Here is a 21,564-nt window from a genome sequence, read left to right as displayed (position 1 = left end):
CGAGAGCCGGCCACCTGGCAGGCTGGAGCGGTGGACGACGTGGTGATCCGGGCCTCCCGGCCTGACGACATGCCTGCGGTGGCCGACCTGCGCTGGCGGTGGAGCGTCGACGAGGGCGGGGCGGTGCCGGCGGCGACGCCCGCCGCGTACCGCGAGGCGATGGTCGCGTTCGCTGCGGCGAACCCGGACACCCACCGGTGCGTGGTGGCCGAGCGTGACGGCGTCGTGCTCGCGATGGCGTGGCTCGCGCTCGTGTCGCGCCCACCGACGCCGGACCGTCCGGGGCGTCGCCTGACCGCGGACGTGCAGACGGTCTACGTGCACCCGGACCTGCGCGGTGCCGGCGTCGCCGGGCGGCTCGTCACCGCGCTGCTCGAGCTCGCCGACGACCTCGGGGTCGAGCGGACCTCCGTGCACTCGAGCGTCGACGGGGAGCGGCTCTACCGGCGGCTCGGCTTCGGGGACGCGCACCTGCTGCTGCAGCGTCCGCCGGAGGACTGACGCGCCGGCACGGTCGGGGGATCAGTGCAGTCCGAGGATCAGCGCGGTCCGAGGATCAGCGCCGCTCGCGGATCAGCGCCGCTCGCGGATCATGTTCGTGATGCGCACCGTCGAGCACCGTCGGCCCTGGTCGTCGGTGAGGACGATCTCGTGCGTGGTGAGCGTGCCGCCGAGGTGGATCGCGGTGCAGGTGCCGGTGACGGTGCCGCTCGTGGCGCTGCGCGAGTGCGAGGCGCTCAGCTCGATGCCGACGGCGTAGCGGCCGGGACCGGCGTGCACGTTCGCCGCCATCGACCCGAGGCTCTCGGCGAGCACGACGTACGCGCCCCCGTGCAGCAGACCGACCGGTTGCCGGTTGCCCTCGACCGGGATCGTGCCCACCGCACGCTCGGCGCTGAGCTCGGTGATGACCATGCCCATCTTCTCGGCCAGCTCGCCGACACCCCGCTCGGTGAGCCGCTCATCGACGCCGGTGCTGGTGGTCGCTTCGTCGGTCACGTGGTCGGACTCCCGTGTCGGATGGCGTCGTTAGGCTGTCCGGGTGTCGGACTCCGCAAAGCCTACCCTCATGGTCATCGACGGCCATTCGCTCGCCTTCCGGGCCTTCTACGCACTGCCGGTGGACAGCTTCGTCAACCGTGACGGGCAGCACACGAACGCCATCCACGGCTTCATCTCGATGCTGCTCATGCTCCTGCAGCGCGAGAAGCCGACGCACCTCGCGGTCGCGTTCGACATCTCCCGCTTCTCCTTCCGCACGCGGGAGTACGCCGAGTACAAGGGCACCCGCTCGGAGACCCCGGCCGAGTTCAAGGGCCAGATCCCGCTGCTCCAGCAGGCGCTCGAGGCGATGGGCATCACCACCGTGACGAAGGAGGACTACGAGGCCGACGACATCCTCGCGACCCTTTCGTCGCAGGGTGCCGCCCAGGGCTTCCAGGTCTACGTCGTCTCCGGCGACCGTGACTCGATCCAGCTCGTGAACGACGACGTCACGCTGCTCTACCCGTCGGTCCGCGGGGTGTCCGAGCTCACCCGCTACGACCGCGACAAGGTGTACGAGCGGTACGGCATCGAGCCGCACCAGTACCCCGACATCGCCGCACTCGTCGGTGAGACGAGCGACAACCTCATCGGCATCGACAAGGTCGGCGAGAAGACCGCCGTGAAGTGGGTCACCCAGTACGGCTCCCTCGACGGCGTCCTCGAGCACGCCGACGAGATCAAGGGCGTCGTCGGCAACAACCTGCGCGAGCAGAAGGACCGCGCGGTCCGCAACCGGCGGCTGAACCGCCTGGTCACCGACGTCGAGCTGCCGGTCGGCCCCGCCGACGTGGCGCTCCGTCCCCTCGACGAGACCGCGGTGCGCGAGCTGTTCGCCAAGCTGCAGTTCCGCACCCTGCTCGACCGCGTGTTCAAGGTCGCCGGCTCGGGTGAACCGTCCGACGCCACCGCGGCCGAGGGCTCGGTCGACGACGGCGCCCCGACCCCGCCGCCGGTCAAGACCCTCATCGACGAGGAACTCGGCTACTGGCTCGAGCGCCGCAACGCGACCGAGGCGGCGAACGGCTACGGCGTCGCGGTCGAGGTCATCGACGGCCGGCTCAGTGCGATCGGCATCGCCACCCACGACGACGCCGTGCTGGTCCCCGGTGGCAGCGGTGCGAAGGACTACGAACAGCTCACCGCCTGGTTCGCGTCCGACGCCCCGAAGCACTTCCACGACGCGAAGGCGGCGATCAAGGCCCTCGGCACGGTCGGCATCGCCGTGAACGGCGTCGCCGGCGACGCCCGGATCATGGGCTGGCTCGCCAACCCCGGCAAGCAGGGCCAGCCCCTGGCCGACCTCGTCTACCAGGAGCTCGGCGAGGAACTCCCCACCGCCGACCCGAACCAGCTCGTGCCCGAGACCGACCCGGTGAACATCGGCGTGCACGCCTGGTTCGTGCTCCGGGTCGCGACCGCGCTGCGCGCCCGCATCGACGAGTCCTCGCTCACCGTGCTCGACGACATCGAGCTGCCCCTCGTCTCGGTGCTCGCGGGCATGGAGACCATCGGCGTCGGGATCGACCGTCCGGTGCTCACCGGGCTGTCGAAGGAACTGGGGGAGCGCGCCGCCGAACTCGCCCAGCAGGCGTTCGCAGAGATCGGCCACGAGGTCAACCTCGGGTCGCCGAAGCAGCTGCAGGAGGTCCTGTTCACCGAGCTCGCGATGCCGAAGACCCGCAAGACGAAGACGGGCTTCTCGACCGACGCGGCGAGCCTCGCCGACCTGCAGGAGCAGCACCCGCACCCGTTCCTCGGCCTGCTGCTGCAGCACCGCGACGCCACGAAGCTGCGCCAGATCGTCGACACGCTCGACGCCGCGGTCGTCGACGGTCGCATCCACACCCGCTACGAGCAGACCGGCACGAGCACCGGCCGTGTCTCGTCGACCGACCCGAACCTGCAGAACATCCCGGTGAAGACCGCCGTCGGCCGCCGCATCCGGTCAGCGTTCGCCGTCGCCGAGCCGTACACGACGCTCGTCACGGCCGACTACTCGCAGATCGAGATGCGCATCATGGCGCACCTGTCCGGCGACCCCGGGCTCATCCAGGCCTTCAACGAGGGCGAGGACCTGCACCGCTTCGTCGGCGCCCGGGTCTTCGGCGTCGACCCGTCCGAGGTCACCCCGGAGATGCGCACGAAGGTCAAGGCGATGTCCTACGGCCTGGCCTACGGGTTGAGCGCCTTCGGGCTCTCGAAGCAGCTGCGCATCGAGCAGTCCGAGGCCCGCACGCTGATGACCGAGTACTTCGCCCGCTTCGGCGCGGTGCGCGACTACCTGCGCAACGTCGTCGAGCAGGCGCGCGAGGACGGCTACACCGAGACGATCTTCGGTCGCCGCCGTCCGTTCCCGGACCTGAAGAGCCCGAACCGCGTGCTGCGCGAGAACGCCGAGCGTGCCGCGCTGAACGCCCCGATCCAGGGCTCCGCAGCGGACATCATGAAGATCGCGATGCTCGGCGTCGCGGACGACCTGCGCGACGGGGGCCTCGACTCCCACCTGCTGCTCCAGGTGCACGACGAACTCATCCTCGAGGTCGCGCCCGGCGAGCAGGAGCGCGTCGAGGAGATCCTCCGCACCCGGATGGGCGCCGCCGCCGAACTGACCGTCCCGCTGGACGTGTCGGTCGGGGTGGGCCCGAACTGGGAGAGCGCAGCGCACTAGCCGCGCGCTGCGAACGCGGGTCGCGACCACACCACGGACGGGAGGCCCGGTGCCGGCTGGCACCGGGCCTCCCGTCCTTTCTGTGGTCGGTCTCTCCCATCGCACGCGGCGTGGGAAGCAGATCCGCGCGTGGGAGGGCGTCCGGCGCGACTGCCCACGCGCGGAACTGCTCACCATGCGCGGAAGTGCTGCGGCGGTGCCAGTCGGTAGGGTCGGGGCATGAGCGATGAACGACCCGTCCGCCAGCCCTCCGCCGTCGACCGTGTCGCCGAGGACTGGGTGACCACCCTCGTCGACCTCGACCCGATGACCGCCACGTACATCGGCGTCCCGGGACGCACGGGGGAGTACGGCGACACCTCGCCGACCGGGGCCGACGCCACGGCCGACGCCGCCCGGGTGGCCAAGCGCGCGCTCGACGCGGCGCCGGCGGTCGACGCGGTCGACGCGGTGACCAAGGCCGACCTCGGTGCCGAGCTCGACCTCGTGCTCGAGTCGCACGAGCGGAAGCTCCACCTGCGCGACCTCAACGTGATCGCGAGCCCGGCGCAGTCGGTCCGCGAGATCATCGACCTCATGCCGACCGCCACCGAGTCGGACTGGCAGGACGTCGCCGGACGGTTGAACGCGCTGCCGGACGCGCTCGAGGGCATCCGCGAGACCCTGCTCCAGGGCACGCGCGAGGACGTCACCCCCGCCAAGCGCCAGGTCGCGCTCATCGCCGAGCAGGCCGCCCGGAACGGGGCCGACGACGGCTTCTTCCGCCGCCTGGTCGACGGCGCCGCGCTCGACGACGGCGGCAGCGTGCCGGCGGCACTGCGGGCCGACCTCGAGCGCGGCGCCACCGTCGCGGCCGCCGCCTACCGTTCGTTCGGGCGGTTCCTCGAGCACGAGCTCCTGCCGCTCGCCACCCCGGTGGACGCGGTCGGGCGCGACGCCTACGAGCTGCACTCCCGCCGCTTCCTCGGCGCCACCGTGGACCTCGACGAGACCTACGAGTGGGGACTCGAGGAACTCGCCCGGATGCGCGACGAGCAGGAGCGCATCGCGGACCGCATCGAGCCCGGCGCGAGCGTCGCCCGTGCGATCGAGGTCCTCGACGCCGACCCGTCCCGCGTCCTCCACGGCACCGACGCGCTGCAGCGGTGGATGCAGGAGACGAGCGACGCCTCGATCGAGGCGATGGCCGGCACCTACTTCGACATCCCGGACCCGATCCGCCGCCTGGAGTGCCGGATCGCGCCGACGCAGGAGGGCGGCATCTACTACAGCGGCCCCTCCGACGACTTCTCGCGCGCCGGTCGCATGTGGTGGTCCGTCCCGCAGGGCGTGACGGAGTTCGGGACCTGGCGCGAGAAGACGACGGTGTACCACGAGGGCGTCCCCGGACACCACCTGCAGATCAGCCAGGGCGTCTACAACCGCGGCGAGCTGAACACGTGGCGTCGGCAGCTCGCCGGCTCGTCCGGGCACGTCGAGGGGTGGGCGCTCTACGCCGAGCGCCTCATGGAGCAGCTCGGGTTCCTCGACGACGACGGCGACCGGCTCGGCATGCTCGACGGCCAGCGGATGCGCGCCGCCCGTGTCGTGCTCGACATCGGCGTGCACCTGCAGAAGACGAACCCCGACGGCGGCGGCTGGACGTGGGAGTACGCCCTCGACTTCATGCGCGAGAACGTCAACATGGACGACGCGTTCGTCCGGTTCGAGGTGGCGCGGTACTTCGGTTGGCCGGGGCAGGCGCCGTCCTACAAGGTCGGCCAGCGGGTGTGGGAGTCGATCCGCGACGAGGTCGCCGCTCGCGAGGGCTCTTCCTTCGACCTGAAGGCCTTCCACCACCGCGCGCTGTCCCTCGGCAGCATCGGGCTGGACACCCTGCGGAGCGCCCTGGTCGGATGACGCGCCGGGTCCCCGCACGGTTGTGGGGCTTCCGCCGGTGCGGTTAGACTTGTGCGGCGCAATCCGCGTCACCACACCAATCGCCACGGCGGAGCACCACGGGGGCTGATCCCCCTCCCGCCACGGCCCGACTCATGTCCGTTCGGAGCAATCTCTACATGACAACCACTACGACCAAGGCTCCTAAGCAGGTCGCCATCAACGACATCGGTTCGGCTGATGACTTCCTGGCCGAGGTCGAGAAGACCCTGAAGTTCTTCAACGACGGTGATCTCATCTCCGGCACCGTCGTGAAGATCGACCGCGACGAGGTCCTCCTCGACGTCGGTTACAAGACCGAGGGCGTCATCCCCTCGCGCGAGCTCTCGATCAAGCACGACGTCGACCCCAACGAGGTCGTCGAGGTCGGCGACGAGGTCGAGGCCCTGGTCCTCCAGAAGGAGGACAAGGAAGGTCGCCTCATCCTGTCGAAGAAGCGCGCGCAGTACGAGCGTGCGTGGGGCGACGTCGAGAAGATCAAGGAGTCCGACGGCGTCGTGACCGGCACGGTCATCGAGGTCGTCAAGGGCGGCCTCATCGTCGACATCGGTCTCCGCGGCTTCCTCCCGGCATCGCTCATCGAGCTCCGCCGCGTCCGCGACCTCACGCCGTACCTCGGCCAGGAGATCGAGGCGAAGATCCTCGAGCTCGACAAGAACCGCAACAACGTGGTCCTGTCGCGCCGTGCGCTCCTCGAGCAGACGCAGTCCGAGTCCCGCACCACCTTCCTCAACAACCTCCACAAGGGCCAGGTCCGCAAGGGCATCGTGTCCTCGATCGTCAACTTCGGTGCGTTCGTGGACCTCGGTGGCGTCGACGGTCTCGTCCACGTCTCCGAGCTCAGCTGGAAGCACATCGAGCACGCCAGCGAGGTCGTCGAGGTCGGTCAGGAAGTCACCGTCGAGATCCTCGAGGTCGACCTGGACCGCGAGCGCGTGTCGCTCTCGCTCAAGGCGACCCAGGAGGACCCGTGGCAGGTCTTCGCCCGCACCCACGCGATCGGCCAGATCGCACCGGGCAAGGTCACGAAGCTCGTGCCGTTCGGTGCGTTCGTCCGTGTCGCCGACGGCATCGAGGGCCTCGTGCACATCTCGGAGCTCTCGAACAAGCACGTCGAGCTCGCCGAGCAGGTCGTCTCGGTCAACGACGAGGTCTTCGTCAAGATCATCGACATCGACCTCGACCGTCGCCGCATCTCGCTCAGCCTCAAGCAGGCGAACGAGGGCGTGGACCCGGAGGGCACCGAGTTCGACCCGGCGCTCTACGGCATGCCGACGGAGTACGACGACAAGGGCGACTACAAGTACCCGGACGGCTTCGACCCGGAGACGAACGAGTGGCTCGAGGGCTACGACACCCAGCGCACCGAGTGGGAGGGCCAGTACGCGGCCGCCCAGTCGCGTTGGGAAGCCCACAAGGCGCAGGTCGCGAAGACCATCGCCGACGAGGCGCAGGGCGGCTTCGACCTGCCCGCCGCCGCGTCGTCGTCGTTCACGAGCGAGTCGAACAACGCCAGCCCGCTGGCTGACGACGCCTCGCTCGCGGCGCTCCGCGAGAAGCTCAGCTCGACCAACTGATCGAGCGGGTCACCCCGACCGGAAGCCCGGCACCCTCGTGGTGCCGGGCTTCCGGCGTTCTCGGGCACCGTGCTCGACGGATGCCGTGGGCCGCGAGCGTCGTCGGCGGGTCGTAACCTGGGTCGGTGCGCATCATCGGTCTCACGGGCGGCATCGCCGCGGGCAAGTCGACGGTCTCCCGACGCTGGGCCGAGCACGGGGCGGTCGTGGTCGACGCGGACCGTCTCGCGCGGCAGGCGGTCGAACCGGGGAGTCCCGGACTGGCCCGGGTCGCGGAACGCTTCGGGCCGGGCGTCATCGCCGAGGACGGCTCGCTCGACCGGCCTGCACTCGGCTCGGTGGTGTTCGCCGACGCTGCGGCGCGGAAGGACCTCGAGGCGATCACCCACCCCGAGGTCTGGCGGCTCGCGCAACAGGCCTTCGACGCCGCAGCCGCCGCCGACCCCGACGCCGTCGTCGTCTACGACGTCCCGCTGCTCGCCGAGGCACGTGGCTCCCGCCCGATCCGCTTCGACGCCGTCGTGGTCGTGGACGCGCCAGCTGCGCAGCGCGTCGAGCGGCTCGTCACGCACCGGGGGATGGCTCGTGACGAGGCAGAGCGCCGGGTGGCCGCGCAGGCGAGCGACGAGGACCGACTCGCCCTCGCCGACCACGTCGTCGACGCGACGGGGGACCTGGACCGCACCGTCCGGTCGGCCGACGAGGTCTGGGCGCGTCTCGTCGCCTGACACCCGGCGCGCGGGCGTGTGTCAGTGGTGCCGACTAGCGTTGACGTCATGGGTGTTGCGATCGAACCGACCAGGGCGATACGGCCGTTCGAGGTCATCAGCGAGTACTCGCCGAGCGGTGACCAGCCGGCCGCGATCGCCGAGCTCGCCGGGCGCATCAACGCCGGTGAGACCGACGTCGTGCTCCTCGGTGCGACCGGTACCGGTAAGTCCGCGACGACGGCCTGGCTCATCGAGCAGGTGCAGCGTCCGACGCTGGTGCTCGCGCACAACAAGACGCTGGCGGCACAGCTCGCCAACGAGTTCCGCGGACTGCTCCCGAACAACGCGGTCGAGTACTTCGTGTCGTACTACGACTACTACCAGCCCGAGGCCTACGTCCCGCAGACGGACACCTTCATCGAGAAGGACTCGTCGGTGAACGCCGAGGTCGAGCGGCTGCGGCACTCCACGACGAACTCGCTGCTCAGCCGGCGCGACGTCGTCGTCGTCTCCACGGTCTCCTGCATCTACGGCCTCGGCACGCCCGAGCAGTACATGAACGCGTCCGTGGCCCTGCACGTCGGGCAGACCATCTCGCGCGACCAGCTCGTCCGCAAGTTCGTCGCGATGCAGTACCAGCGGAACGACGTCGACTTCGCCCGCGGCACGTTCCGGGTGCGCGGCGACACGATCGAGATCATCCCGATGTACGAAGAGCACGCGATCCGCATCGAGATGTTCGGTGACGAGATCGAAGCGCTCTCCTCGTTGCACCCGCTGACCGGCAGCGTGATCGACGACCTGCCCGCCGTGTCGATCTTCCCGGCGTCGCACTACGTCGCGGACACCGACGTCATGCACCGGGCGATCGGCGCCATCAAGGAAGAACTCGCCGAACGCCTCGCCGAGCTCGAGGGCCAGGGCAAGCTGCTAGAGGCCCAGCGGCTCCGCATGCGCACCACGTTCGACATCGAGATGATGGAGCAGATCGGGTTCTGCTCGGGCATCGAGAACTACTCGCGGCACATGGACGGCCGTGCCGCGGGCGAGGCCCCGCACTGCCTCATCGACTACTTCCCGGACGACTTCCTCATCGTCATCGACGAGTCGCACGTCACGGTCCCGCAGATCGGTGCGATGTACGAGGGCGACGCCTCGCGCAAGCGCACGCTCGTCGAGCACGGCTTCCGCCTGCCGAGCGCCCTCGACAACCGACCGCTCACGTGGGAGGAGTTCCTCGAGCGCGTCGGCCAGAAGGTCTACCTGTCCGCGACCCCCGGCCGCTACGAGCTCGGCGTCACGGACAGCGTCGTCGAGCAGATCATCCGTCCGACGGGCCTGATCGACCCGGAGATCGTGGTGAAGCCGAGCGACGGCCAGATCGACGACCTGCTCGAGGAGATCAAGCAGCGCGTCGAGAAGGACGAGCGCGTGCTCGTCACCACGCTCACCAAGCGGATGGCCGAGGAGCTCACCGACTTCCTCGGCAACGCCGGCGTCCGGGTGCGCTACCTGCACTCCGACGTCGACACCCTGAAGCGCGTGGAGCTGCTCACCGAGCTGCGCCAGGGCGTGTACGACGTGCTCGTCGGCATCAACCTGCTGCGCGAGGGGCTCGACCTGCCCGAGGTGTCGCTCGTCGCGATCCTCGACGCCGACAAGGAGGGCTTCCTCCGCTCGTCGACCTCGCTCATCCAGACGATCGGTCGCGCGGCGCGCAACGTGTCGGGCCAGGTGCTCATGTACGCCGACAAGATGACCGACTCGATGAAGACGGCGATCGAGGAGACCGACCGCCGACGCGAGAAGCAGGTCGCCTACAACCTCGAGCGGGGGATCGACCCGCAGCCGCTCCGCAAGAAGATCGCGGACATCACCGAGGTCCTGCAGCGCGAGAACGACGACACCAAGGCGCTGCTGAACGGCCGCGGCGCCGCCGACGGACGACGATCGCCCACGCCGAACCTGCGACGCGAGGGCATCGCGGGCGAAGGCGCGACCCAGCTCGAGGCCACGATCGCCGACCTGAACGACCAGATGCTGCAGGCGGCTGCGGAGCTGAAGTTCGAACTCGCTGCGCGCCTGCGCGACGAGGTCCAGGACCTGAAGAAGTCGCTGCGGCAGATGGAGTCGGCCGGACATGTCCGCTGACACCGCCCGTCGCACCGTCGTCGTGACGGGGGCGAGCGCCGGCCTCGGCTACTACGCCGCCGAGCAGCTCGCCGCCGCCGGTCACCGGGTCGTCCTCGCGACCCGCAACCGTGAGCGTGGAGCGGCAGCGGAGCGCAGCATCCGCCGCCACGTGGCCGACGCCGACCTGGCGCACCTGCACCTCGACCTGGCCGACATCGACAGCGTGCGCGCGGCCGTCGATGCCCTCACCGACCTCGGGCCGGTGCACGCGCTGCTCAACAACGCCGGCGTGGTCGGCTCCGCGCAGCGGCGGGACACCGCACAGGGGGTCGAGCTGCAGGTCGGGACGAACCACCTCGGACACTTCGCCTTCACGGCGCTGGCGCTGCCCCTGCTCGACCAGGAGACCGGTCGCGTCGTGCACCTCGGCTCCATCGCGCACCGTTTCGCCACGCTCGACCGGCGCGACCCGCTCGCGTCCGGGCACTACGAGGGGCACCGGCAGTACGCCCGCAGCAAGCTCGCGGTGATGCTCTTCGGCTTCGAGCTCGCGCAACGGTTGGCCGACGCCGGGTCACGGGTCCTGAGCGTCGTCGCGCACCCCGGACTGTCGCTCGACGCCGCGGCGCCGCCCCGTCCGGACATCGCGCCGACGCGGTCGGAGCCCGCCTGGATGCGCCTCGGCTCGGGCTGGGTCGCGCAGGGGAAGGACGTCGGCGCGCACCCGCTCGTGCACGCGGTCGTCGGCGCCGGTGTCCGTTCGGGCGAGTACTGGGGTCCCGGCGGGCCCTTCCAGTTCGCGGGCGCTCCTGCGCTCGTGCCGGCGCAGCCGCGGGCCCACGACCGGACCGAGGCAGCACGGCTGTGGACCGCGAGCGAGCAAGCGGCCGGGGTCGCGTTCGCTCTCGACGCAAGCGTCTGACCGCGACGCGCGGGCGGATGTCGGACCCACTTCGTAGAATCGTCGGCGATGACAATCACCTCTGACCGCGGCACTGCGACCCCCGGCCGGAACGCCTTCGGCGAGCCGACCGATCCCGACCTCCCCGGCGTGACGACGCCCACGAGCTCCACGACGCTCAGCGTCCGCGGCGCCCGGGTGCACAACCTGCGGAACGTCGACCTCGAGATCCCGCGCGACTCCCTCGTGGTGTTCACCGGGCTGTCCGGATCGGGCAAGTCCTCGTTGGCCTTCGACACGATCTTCGCCGAGGGGCAGCGCCGCTACGTCGAGTCGCTCTCCGCGTACGCGCGCCAGTTCCTCGGCCAGGTCGACCGTCCCGACGTCGACTTCATCGAGGGCCTGTCGCCCGCGGTCTCCATCGACCAGAAGTCGACGAACCGCAACCCGCGGTCGACGGTGGGCACGATCACCGAGGTCTACGACTACATGCGTCTGCTCTGGGCGCGCATCGGTGTGCCGCACTGCCCGACCTGCGGTGAGGTCATCAGCAAGCAGAGCGTGCAGCAGATCGCCGACCAGCTCATGGCCTTCGAGTCCGGCACCCGCTTCCAGGTGCTCGCTCCGGTCATCTCGAAGAAGAAGGGCGAGTTCGTCGACCTCTTCCAGGAGCTCGCGGCGTCGGGCTACGCGCGAGCGATCGTCGACGGCGAGCGGGTCCAGCTGAGTGACCCGCCGAAGCTGAAGAAGCAGGTCAAGCACGACATCTCGGTCATCGTCGACCGACTCGTGTCGAGCGACGACATCCTCGGCCGCCTGACCGACTCCCTCGAGACCGCACTACGCCTGACGAACGGCACGGTGGGCATCGACCTCGTCGACCACGAGGGGCCCGGGGCGGTCCGCACCTACTCCGAGAACCTGTCCTGCCCGAACAACCACCCGCTGGCGCTCACCGAGATCGAGCCGCGCACCTTCTCGTTCAACGCACCCTTCGGTGCCTGCCCGGAGTGCTCCGGGCTCGGCACCCGGATGTCCGTCGACCCCGACCTGGTGCTCGGCGACCCCGAGGCCTCGCTGCGGTCCGGCGTCCTGCTGCCCTGGACCGGGACGAGCGGGCTGTATTCGTACTTCGAGAAGCTCCTCGCCGGTCTCGGCAAGGAGCTCGGGTTCGACCTCGACACCCCGTGGAACCGGCTCGACCCGTCGGTGCAGGCGGCGATCCTCACCGGCAAGGACTTCCAGGTGTCGGTGTCGTGGCGCAACCGCTTCGGCCGCGAGATGCGCTACACGAGCGGTTTCGAGGGCGTCATGCCCTACATCGAGCGCAAGTTCGCCGAGGCCGAGTCGGACTCGCAGCGTCAGCGCTTCCAGGGCTACCTGCGCGAGGTCCCGTGCCCCGTGTGCGACGGGACCCGCCTCAAGCCCGAGGTCCTCGCGGTGACGGTCGACGGTCGCAGCATCGCCGACGTGACCGACATGTCCCTCGACAACGCCTACGCGTTCATGGAGACGCTCGAGCTGACCGACCGCGAGGCGCACATCGCCGCGGCCGTACTGCGCGAGATCCGTGCCCGCCTCGAGTTCCTGCTCGAGGTCGGTCTCAACTACCTGACCCTGGCGCGCGGCGCCGGCGGCCTCTCGGGTGGCGAGGCCCAGCGCATCCGACTCGCGACCCAGATCGGCTCCGGCCTGACCGGCGTGCTCTACGTGCTCGACGAGCCGAGCATCGGCCTGCACCAGCGCGACAACCGTCGGCTCATCGACACGCTCGTCAAGCTCAAGGACCTCGGCAACACGCTCATCGTCGTCGAGCACGACGAGGACACCATCCGCACCGCCGACTGGGTCGTCGACATCGGTCCGGGTGCGGGCGTCAACGGCGGCCGCGTCGTGCACTCCGGCTCGTACGAGGGCATCATCGAGAACCGCGAGTCGGTCACCGGTGACTACCTGGCCGGACGACGCGCGATCGAGGTCCCCGCCGAGCGGCGCAAGGTGAACCTCAAGCGCACGATCAGCGTCCAGGGCGCCCGTGCGAACAACCTCAAGACGATCGACGCCGACTTCCCGCTCGGGGTCTTCACGGCGGTGACCGGCGTGAGCGGCTCCGGCAAGTCCACCCTGGTCAACGACATCCTGTACAAGGTGCTCGCGAACCAGCTCAACGGCGCCCGGCACATCGCGGGCAAGCACACCCGCGTCAAGGGGCTCGACCAGCTCGACAAGGTCGTGCACGTCGACCAGGCGCCGATCGGCCGCACGCCGCGGTCGAACCCGGCGACGTACACGGGCGTGTTCGACCGCATCCGCCAGCTCTTCGCCGAGACCCCGGAGGCGAAGACCCGCGGCTACCAGCCCGGTCGCTTCAGCTTCAACGTCAAGGGCGGCCGCTGCGAGAACTGCTCGGGTGACGGCACGATCAAGATCGAGATGAACTTCCTGCCCGACGTCTACGTCGCGTGCGAGGTCTGCGGCGGCGCACGGTACAACCGCGAGACGCTCCAGGTGCACTACAAGGGCAAGAGCATCTCCGAGGTCCTCGACATGCCGATCAGCGAGGCGGCCGAGTTCTTCGAGCCGATCTCCGCGATCCACCGCTACATGGCGACCCTGGTCGACGTCGGCCTCGGCTACGTCCGGCTCGGCCAGAGCGCCACGACGCTGTCCGGCGGCGAGGCGCAGCGCGTCAAGCTCGCGACCGAGCTGCAGCGCCGGTCGAACGGCCGCACGGTGTACGTGCTCGACGAACCGACGACGGGTCTGCACTTCGAGGACGTCCGCAAGCTCCTCCTGGTGCTGCAGAGCCTGGTCGACAAGGGCAACACCGTCATCACGATCGAGCACAACCTCGACGTGATCAAGTCCGCCGACTGGGTCATCGACATGGGCCCCGAGGGCGGTGCCGGCGGCGGCACCGTGCTGGCCACGGGTACGCCGGAGCACGTCGCGGACGTCCCGGAGAGCCACACCGGCGTCTTCCTGCGCGAGATCTTCGACGCGCAGGACGCCCGGGTCGGCAAGCAGCAGGCGGTCGGGGCGCGCCAGGCGACCCAGAAGCAGGCGGGGTCGAAGCAGAAGGCGGGTGCTCGGTAGGTGGCGGACACCGTCCCGTGGCGCCCGAAGGCTGGTGAGATCCCGACCGACCCCGGCGTCTACCGTTGGCGTGACGAGGCCGGCCGGGTGCTGTACGTCGGCAAGGCGAAGAACCTCCGCGCCCGGCTGAGCAACTACTTCGCCCCGCTGCCCACCCTGCACGAGCGGACGCGGCGCATGGTCCTGACGGCGCGGAGCGTCGAGTGGACGACCGTCGGGTCCGAGATCGAGGCGCTCCAGCTCGAGTACACCTGGATCAAGGAGTTCGACCCGCCGTTCAACGTCAAGTTCCGGGACGACAAGTCGTACCCGTACATGGCGATCACCATGGCGGACGAGGCGCCCCGGGTGATGGTGACGCGCAACCGCAAGATCAAGGGGGCCAAGTACTTCGGGCCCTACCCGAAGATCTGGGCTGTCCACGACACCATCGACCTGATGATCAAGGTGTTCCCGATCCGGACGTGCTCGGACTCGTCCTACAAGCGGGCGATGCAGACCGGCAAGCCCTGCTTCCCCGGTCAGATCGGCAAGTGCGGCGGGCCGTGCTCCCAGAAGGTCACCATCGAGGAGCACCGCGCGCTCGTCGAGGAGTTCGTCCGGTTCATGGGCAGCTACGACCGCCGGGTCATCACCGAACTGCGCCAGCGCATGGGCGCCTCGGCCGACGCCATGCAGTACGAGCAGGCCGCACGCTACCGCGACCAGGTCGGTGCCCTCGAGGCGGTGCTCGAGAAGTCCGCGGTCGTGCTCCGCGACTCCGTCGACCTCGACCTGTTCGGCATCTCGGAGGACGAGCTCGCCGCCGCGGTGCAGCTGTTCTCGGTCCGTGGCGGACGCATCCGCGGTGTGCGCGGATGGGTCGTCGACAAGGAACTCGACATCGCGACGGGGGAGCTCGTCGAGCAGATCGTGCAGGCGAACTACGTCACCGACGAGCCACCGCGCGAGGTCGTCGTCCCGGCCCTGCCGGAGGACGCCGACGCGCTGCAGCAGTGGCTCAGCGAGCGGCGCGGCGGTCGCGGCACGAAGCTCAGCACCGCGCAGCGCGGGGACCGGGCGGGACTCGCCCGCACCGCGGCACAGAACGCCGCGCAGGCGCTCATGCTCTACAAGACCAAGCGCTCCGCGGACTACACCACGCGCTCGGCGGCGCTGGCCGACATCCAGGACGCCCTCGGCATGACGGAGGCGCCGCTCCGGATGGAGTGCTACGACATCTCGCACCTGCAGGGGACGAACGTCGTCGCCTCGATGGTCGTCTTCGAGGACGGCCTGCCCCGCAAGGACCAGTACCGCCGGTACACGATCGCGGAGACCACCGACGACACCGACAGCATGTACCAGGTCCTGTCGCGGCGGCTCGCCCGCCTCGACGAGGACGCCGAGCTGCCGGACGTCCCCGACGTCACGACCGACGAGGTCGTCGAGGGGTCGAAGCCGACGAAGCGCTTCGCGTACCGTCCGCAGCTGCTCATCGTCGACGGCGGTCAGCCCCAGGTGCAGGCGGCGAAGCGTGCGATGGACGAAGCCGGTGTGCACGACGTCGCCCTGGTCGGCATCGCGAAGCGCCTCGAGGAGCTCTGGCTGCCCGACGACGACTTCCCGGTGATCCTGCCGCGCAACTCCGAGGCCCTGTTCCTCATCCAGCGCATCCGCGACGAGGCGCACCGCTTCGCCATCACCCACCAGCGCACCCGGCGCAAGCGCGACGTCCGGTCGAGACTGTCCGAGATCCCGGGCCTCGGCCCGACGCGGGTCAACGCGCTGCTCAAGCACTTCGGCTCCGTCGCGCGGCTGCGCGAGGCGACCGCCGAGCAGATCGGCGAGGTGAACGGCGTCGGACCGGCCACCGCGGCCGCGGTCGTCGCGAAGCTGGCGCAGACCCCGACGAGCGCCGACGGTCCGACGAGTGCGGACGGTCCGACGAGCGCCGAGAGCCCGACCAGCGTCGCCGGCCCGACCAGCGCCGACGGCCCGACGAGCGTCGGTGCCCCGACCAGCGCCGAGGCGCCGTCGGGCCCGCCCGCGGGCAGCGTGCCGTCCGGGTCGGTGCGGGTGCCGGACGTGACCGCCGACGGTCCGCAGCGACCGTCGTGACGCCCCACGAGCCCCCCGGGCCCCCGTCCGTCGACCACGGTGGATCCGTTGCCGGAACCGGACGTCCCGCGAGGCCGGCCGTCGGCCGGACGGTAGCCTGGACCCGCAGCCGAGACCTCCCCGGGCGACGCGCCCGGGCCGCCACGACGGAGCCCACTCCCAGATGACCGACAGCGCCACCACGACGCCGCACGCGTCGCAACACGACATCCTCATCGTCACCGGCATGTCCGGGGCCGGGCGCTCGACGGTCGGCAAGGCCCTCGAGGACCTCGGCTGGTACGTGGTCGACAACCTGCCGACGCAGATGCTCGCCCCGCTCACCGAACTCGCGGACCGCGCGGGCGAGAAGATCCCGAAGATCGCCACGGTGGTCGACGTCCGCGGCGGACGGTTCTTCACCGACCTCGAGCAGGCGGTCGAGCAGGTCCGGTCGAGCACGTCGGCGCGGGTCCGGGTGCTGTTCCTCGAGGCCACCGACGCCGTCCTCGTGCGTCGCTTCGAGCAGGTCCGCCGGCCGCACCCGCTGCAGGCCGAGGACACCCTGCTCGACGGAATCGCGCGGGAGCGCACCCGGCTCGCGGGGCTGCGCGAGGCCTCCGACATGGTGATCGACACCTCGGACCTGAACATCCACCAACTCGCGAACACCGTCACCGAGAAGTTCGCCGACGACCACTTCGTCGGTGTGCAGGTGACCCTGATGAGCTTCGGCTTCAAGTACGGGCTGCCCGCCGACGCCGACATGGTGGCGGACGTCCGGTTCCTGCCGAACCCCTACTGGGTCCCGGAACTGCGGGCCCACACCGGCCTCGACCGACCCGTCTCCGACTACGTGCTCGCCCAGTCCGGAGCCCGTCCGTTCGTCGACCGGTACGCCTCCGTGCTCGAGCCCGTGCTCGAGGGGTACCAGCGCGAGAACAAAAGACACGCTACGATCGCCATCGGCTGTACCGGCGGCAAGCACCGCTCGGTCGCCATCGTCGCCGAGTTGGCGAGTCTCCTCCGCGGGATGCCCAACGTCGCCGTGCGGGTGAAGAACCGAGATCTCGGCCGGGAGTGACCGTCCCTCCGGCCGCTCCCCACGCACGGGTGCCGGACCCGCGGGACCACCAGAAAACGTTAGGAATGATGCTGTGCCGTTGACTGCCGAGGTCAAGGACGAACTGGCCAGGGTCGCCGTGAGCCGCAACACGGTCCGCGCCGCCGAACTCGCCACGATCCTCCGGTTCGCGGGTGGCCTGCACGTCATCTCGGGGCGGATCGCGGTCGAGGTCGAGCTCGACACCCGGATCATCGTCCACCGGGTCCGCAAGGACCTCGCCGAGCTCTACGGCGTCCGCAGCGAGGCCTCCGTCGGCTCGTCGGCGTCCGCCCGTCGGGGCACCCGTTACCTGGTCCGCGTGCTCGAGGCTGGGGAGACCCTCGCGCGCCAGACCGGTCTGATGGACGCCCGTCGCCGCCCCGTCCGCGGGCTGCCGAACCGGCTCACGACCGGCAACCGCGAGGACCTCGCCGCCATCTGGCGCGGCGCCTTCCTCGCGTCCGGCACCTTGACCGACCCGGGTCGGGCCGCGGCGCTCGAGGTCACGTGCCCGGGCAACGAGGCCGCGATGGCGCTCGTCGGCGCCGCCTCGCGGCTCGGCGTCGCCGCGAAGGGCCGCGAGGTCCGCGGGGTGCACCGCGTGGTCGTCCGTGACGGCGAGGCCATCGGGCAGATGCTCACGGTGATGGGTGCCGCGCGCACCACCGCCGACTGGGAGGAGATGCGCCAGCGCCGCGAGGTCCGCGCCACCGCGAACCGCCTGGTCAACTTCGACGACGCGAACCTGCGCCGCTCGGCCCAGGCCGCCGTGGCCGCCTGCGCCCGCGTCGAGCGCGCCCTCGAGATCCTCGGCGACGAGGTCCCGGACCACCTGCAGTACGCCGGCACGCTGCGCCTGCAGCACCGCGACGCCTCGCTCGACGAGCTCGGCCAGCACGCCGACCCGCCCATGACGAAGGACGCCATCGCCGGCCGCATCCGCCGCCTGCTCGCGATGGCCGACAAGCGTGCGTCCGACCTCGGCATCCCGGGCACCGAAGCGAGCGTCCCCGAGGAGCTCGAGGGGGCCTGAGCGACGGTCGTGACGACGTTCCGGACGGGAGGCGCGGTGCCAGCTGGCACTGCGCCTCCCGTCCGTCTGTGGGCCTGCCCACAGCTGCCGTCATCCGGCGGTGTCGCGCGGGGTCCGACTGCTAGGGTCGTTACGGCGACGTTACGGGGCGTATCGTCCACCACACGCGGGCCCGCCAGGGCGCGCGCCTCCGAAAGCAGCGCCCCCCGGGCGCTCCACACCCACCAGGAGATCCATTGACCGTCAAGATCGGTATCAACGGCTTCGGCCGCATCGGCCGTAACTTCTTCCGGGCCGCCCTCGCCAAGGGCTCCGACCTCGAGATCGTGGCGGTGAACGACCTCACCGACAACGCCGCACTGGCGAACCTGCTGAAGTTCGACTCCGTCACGGGTCGTCTCGGCGTCTCCGTCGAGCTCGACGGCGACAGCATCGTCGTCGACGGCAAGCCGATCAAGGTCCTGGCCGAGCGCGACCCCGCCAACCTGCCCTGGGGCGAGCTGGGCGTCGACATCGTCATCGAGTCGACCGGCTTCTTCACCAAGGCCGCCGATGCGCAGAAGCACATCGACGCGGGTGCCAAGAAGGTCATCATCTCCGCCCCGGCGACCGGTGACGACGTCACCGTCGTGCTCGGCGTGAACGAGGACCAGTACGACCCGGCGAACCACCACATCATCTCGAACGCGTCGTGCACCACGAACAGCCTCGCGCCGCTCGCCAAGGTCTTCAACGACAAGTTCGGCATCGAGCGTGGCCTCATGACCACGGTCCACGCGTACACCGCCGACCAGAACCTGCAGGACGGCCCGCACAAGGACCCCCGTCGTGCCCGCGCCGCCGCGCTGAACATCGTGCCGACCTCGACCGGTGCCGCCAAGGCCATCGGCCAGGTCATGCCCGAGCTCGCCGGCAAGCTCGACGGCTTCGCGCTCCGCGTGCCGGTCCCGACCGGTTCGATCACCGACCTCACCCTCGAGACCAAGTCCGAGGTCACCGTCGACGAGATCAACGCCGCCTACAAGGAGGCCGCAGAGGGCCCGCTCAAGGGCATCCTGCTCTACAGCGAGGACCCGTTGGTGTCGACCGACATCACGACGGACCCGCACTCCTCGATCTACGACTCCGGCCTGACCAAGGTCATCGGCGGCCTCGTGAAGATCACCTCGTGGTACGACAACGAGTGGGGCTACTCGAACCGCCTCGTCGACCTGACCGAGTACGTCGGCGAGCGTCTGTAACACATGGCCCTCCGCACCCTCGAGGACCTCGGCGACCTCGCCGGCAAGCGCGTCGTCGTCCGTTGTGACCTGAACGTCCCGCTCAAGGACGGCACGATCACGGACGACGGCCGCGTCCGCGCGTCGTTGAGCACCCTGAACACGCTGATCACCGCCGGCGCGCGCGTCATCGTGATCTCCCACCTGGGCCGTCCCGACGGGAAGCCCGCGCAGGAGTTCTCGCTCGCGCCGGTGGGTCAGCGGCTGTCCGAGCTGCTCGGCAAGCCGGTCACGTTCGTCGGCGAGACCGTCGGCGACGAGGCCACCGCTGCCGCCGAGGCCCTCGAGGACGGCGACGTCCTGCTGCTCGAGAACCTCCGCTTCAACCCGGAGGAGACCTCGAAGGACGCCGACGCCCGCCACGCGTTCGCGGAGCGCATCGCCGCCCTCGGAGACGCCTTCGTCTCCGACGGGTTCGGCGTCGTGCACCGCAAGCAGGCGTCGGTCTACGAGCTCGCGTCGGCGCTGCCGTCCGCGGCCGGCTCGCTCATCGAGACCGAGCTCGGCGTGCTCGAGCGACTCACCACCTCACCGGAGCGGCCCTACACGGTCCTGCTCGGCGGGTCGAAGGTCAGCGACAAGCTCGGCGTCATCGACCACCTCCTGCCGCAGGTCGACACCCTGTGCATCGGCGGCGGCATGCTCTTCACGTTCCTCGCGGCCCAGGGCCACGGGGTCGCGAAGTCGCTGCTCGAGGCGGACCAGCTCGACGTCGTCCGCGAGTACCTCTCGCGGGCGAAGGAGCTCGGCGTGACGATCGACCTGCCGACGGACGTCGTCGTGGCGTCCGGGTTCGCGGCCGACGCGTCGCACGAGACCGTCGCCGCGGACGCGATCGAGTCGTCGTCCTTCGGGGCGGACGGCATCGGCCTCGACATCGGTCCGGAGACGGCGGCGCGGTTCGCGTCCGCGGTCTCCGCGTCGAAGACCGTGTTCTGGAACGGCCCGATGGGCGTGTTCGAGTTCCCGGCCTTCGCCGCCGGCACGAAGACGGTCGCGCAGGCCCTGACCGAGGTCGACGGCCTCGGCGTGGTCGGCGGCGGCGACTCCGCCGCGGCCGTGCGGTCGCTCGGGTTCTCGGACGACCAGTTCGGGCACATCTCCACCGGTGGTGGGGCGAGCCTCGAGTTCCTCGAGGGCAAGTCGCTCCCCGGCCTCGAGGCACTGGGGTGGTCGCGATGACTCGTACGCCCCTGATCGCCGGCAACTGGAAGATGAACCTGGACCACCTCCAGGCCATCGCCACCGTGCAGAAACTCGCGTGGACGCTGAAGGACGCACGCCACGACCACGACGACGTCGAGGTCGCGGTGTTCCCGCCCTTCACCGACCTGCGCAGCGTGCAGACGCTCATCTCGGCCGACAAGCTGTCGATCCGCTTCGGTGCGCAGGACCTCTCGCAGCACGACTCCGGTGCCTACACCGGCGACGTGTCGGGAGCCTTCCTCGCCGCGCTCGACGCCCAGTACGTCATCGTCGGGCACTCCGAACGGCGCACGATGCACGGTGAGACCGACGAGGTCGTCGCCGCGAAGACCGCGGCGGCCGTCAAGCACGGCCTGGTCCCCGTGGTGTGCGTCGGTGAGACCGGTGCGCAGCGCGAGGAGCGCGGCGCCGGCGTCGTCCCCGTCGAGCAGCTCCGTGTCGTGCTCGACGCGGTGCAGCCGGCCGAGATCGTCGTCGCCTACGAGCCCGTCTGGGCGATCGGCTCCGGTCAGGCCGCCACTGCCGAGCAGGCGCAGGACGAGTGCGCGGCGATCCGTCGCGGCATCGCCGACGTCTGGGGCGAGCAGGCCGCAGCGGACACCCGCGTGCTCTACGGTGGATCGGTCAAGTCCGGCAACATCGCCGGGTTCCTCCGCGAGCCGGACATCGACGGCGCCCTCGTCGGCGGCGCGTCCCTCGACGTGCAGGAGTTCGCGGCCATCGCGCGCTTCCGCCAGCACGTCGGGCTGTAGTCCGCACCACTCCCGTCCAGGTACCGGCCGTGCTCCGCG

The 21,564-nt window shown here is 70.4% G+C and carries 15 protein-coding genes; 14 read left to right on the top strand and 1 reads right to left on the bottom strand.

Annotation, left to right across the window (positions count from 1 at the left end; genetic code table 11):
- The first annotated feature begins 30 nt into the window (after positions 1-30).
- A complete protein-coding gene (locus tag BIU94_RS06555; RefSeq protein WP_071255689.1) occupies positions 31-501 on the top strand; it encodes a GNAT family N-acetyltransferase in 471 nt (156 codons plus the stop codon).
- Between the two features lie 72 nt (positions 502-573).
- On the opposite strand, the gene BIU94_RS06550 is transcribed toward BIU94_RS06555, so the two are convergent.
- Positions 574-999 carry a PaaI family thioesterase gene (locus BIU94_RS06550; protein WP_071255685.1) on the bottom strand — a complete coding sequence of 142 codons (426 nt, stop codon included), beginning with the start codon at positions 997-999 and terminating at the stop codon, positions 574-576.
- 43 nt (positions 1,000-1,042) lie between these two features.
- Here BIU94_RS06550 and polA point away from each other — a divergent pair, with 43 nt between their 5' ends.
- From polA to tpiA, 13 genes are all read left to right on the top strand, one after another.
- Entirely contained in the window at positions 1,043-3,715 is a 2,673-nt protein-coding gene (polA, locus tag BIU94_RS06545; protein WP_071255682.1) for a DNA polymerase I, read from the top strand.
- A gap of 219 nt (positions 3,716-3,934) precedes the next feature.
- A complete protein-coding gene (locus BIU94_RS06540) occupies positions 3,935-5,614 on the top strand; it encodes a DUF885 domain-containing protein (RefSeq protein WP_071255678.1) in 1,680 nt (559 codons plus the stop codon).
- A gap of 158 nt (positions 5,615-5,772) precedes the next feature.
- Positions 5,773-7,230, top strand: coding sequence for a 30S ribosomal protein S1 (rpsA, locus tag BIU94_RS06535; RefSeq protein ID WP_071255676.1), 1,458 nt, complete (start codon positions 5,773-5,775; stop codon positions 7,228-7,230).
- 125 nt (positions 7,231-7,355) lie between these two features.
- The gene (coaE, locus tag BIU94_RS06530; protein WP_071255673.1) at positions 7,356-7,958 is read left to right on the top strand and encodes a dephospho-CoA kinase; all 603 of its coding nucleotides are present in this window, start codon (positions 7,356-7,358) and stop codon (positions 7,956-7,958) included.
- A gap of 60 nt (positions 7,959-8,018) precedes the next feature.
- Complete coding sequence (gene uvrB, locus BIU94_RS06525; protein ID WP_071256386.1) at positions 8,019-10,091, top strand: excinuclease ABC subunit UvrB; 2,073 nt, start codon at positions 8,019-8,021, stop codon at positions 10,089-10,091.
- Positions 10,081-10,995: an SDR family NAD(P)-dependent oxidoreductase gene (locus BIU94_RS06520; RefSeq protein WP_071255671.1), complete on the top strand. Its 915-nt coding sequence runs from the start codon at positions 10,081-10,083 to the stop codon at positions 10,993-10,995. Before uvrB ends, BIU94_RS06520 begins: the two co-directional genes overlap by 11 nt.
- A 48-nt stretch (positions 10,996-11,043) precedes the next feature.
- Positions 11,044-14,070, top strand: coding sequence for an excinuclease ABC subunit UvrA (gene uvrA / locus BIU94_RS06515; RefSeq protein ID WP_254784771.1), 3,027 nt, complete (start codon positions 11,044-11,046; stop codon positions 14,068-14,070).
- Positions 14,071-16,170 carry an excinuclease ABC subunit UvrC gene (uvrC, locus tag BIU94_RS06510; protein WP_071255669.1) on the top strand — a complete coding sequence of 700 codons (2,100 nt, stop codon included), beginning with the start codon at positions 14,071-14,073 and terminating at the stop codon, positions 16,168-16,170.
- Between the two features lie 163 nt (positions 16,171-16,333).
- A complete protein-coding gene (gene rapZ / locus BIU94_RS06505) occupies positions 16,334-17,233 on the top strand; it encodes an RNase adapter RapZ (RefSeq protein ID WP_071255664.1) in 900 nt (299 codons plus the stop codon).
- A 73-nt stretch (positions 17,234-17,306) separates the two neighbouring features.
- The gene (gene whiA, locus BIU94_RS06500; protein ID WP_071255661.1) at positions 17,307-18,287 is read left to right on the top strand and encodes a DNA-binding protein WhiA; all 981 of its coding nucleotides are present in this window, start codon (positions 17,307-17,309) and stop codon (positions 18,285-18,287) included.
- Positions 18,288-18,523: 236 nt separating this feature from the next.
- A complete protein-coding gene (gene gap / locus BIU94_RS06495; RefSeq protein WP_071255659.1) occupies positions 18,524-19,528 on the top strand; it encodes a type I glyceraldehyde-3-phosphate dehydrogenase in 1,005 nt (334 codons plus the stop codon).
- Between the two features lie 3 nt (positions 19,529-19,531).
- On the top strand, positions 19,532-20,749 hold the full coding sequence (gene pgk / locus BIU94_RS06490; protein WP_071255656.1) for a phosphoglycerate kinase: 1,218 nt from the start codon (positions 19,532-19,534) through the stop codon (positions 20,747-20,749).
- A complete protein-coding gene (tpiA, locus tag BIU94_RS06485; protein ID WP_071256380.1) occupies positions 20,746-21,525 on the top strand; it encodes a triose-phosphate isomerase in 780 nt (259 codons plus the stop codon). Before pgk ends, tpiA begins: the two co-directional genes overlap by 4 nt.
- Positions 21,526-21,564 lie beyond the last annotated feature (39 nt).

Source organism: Curtobacterium sp. MMLR14_006, from assembly GCF_001864985.1.
Taxonomy (GTDB): Bacteria; Actinomycetota; Actinomycetes; order Actinomycetales; family Microbacteriaceae; genus Curtobacterium.
This window is presented reverse-complemented; position numbering and strand designations above follow the sequence as displayed.

Excerpts from the sequence above, each read along its gene's own strand:
- BIU94_RS06540 (WP_071255678.1), top strand. The coding sequence starts at position 3,935 with ATGAGCGATGAACGACCCGTCCGCCAGCCCTCCGCCGTCGACCGTGTC.
- rpsA (WP_071255676.1), top strand. The coding sequence starts at position 5,773 with ATGACAACCACTACGACCAAGGCTCCTAAGCAGGTCGCCATCAACGAC.
- BIU94_RS06520 (WP_071255671.1), top strand. The coding sequence starts at position 10,081 with ATGTCCGCTGACACCGCCCGTCGCACCGTCGTCGTGACGGGGGCGAGC.
- uvrA (WP_254784771.1), top strand. The coding sequence starts at position 11,044 with ATGACAATCACCTCTGACCGCGGCACTGCGACCCCCGGCCGGAACGCC.
- rapZ (WP_071255664.1), top strand. The coding sequence starts at position 16,334 with ATGACCGACAGCGCCACCACGACGCCGCACGCGTCGCAACACGACATC.
- pgk (WP_071255656.1), top strand. The coding sequence starts at position 19,532 with ATGGCCCTCCGCACCCTCGAGGACCTCGGCGACCTCGCCGGCAAGCGC.
- tpiA (WP_071256380.1), top strand. The coding sequence starts at position 20,746 with ATGACTCGTACGCCCCTGATCGCCGGCAACTGGAAGATGAACCTGGAC.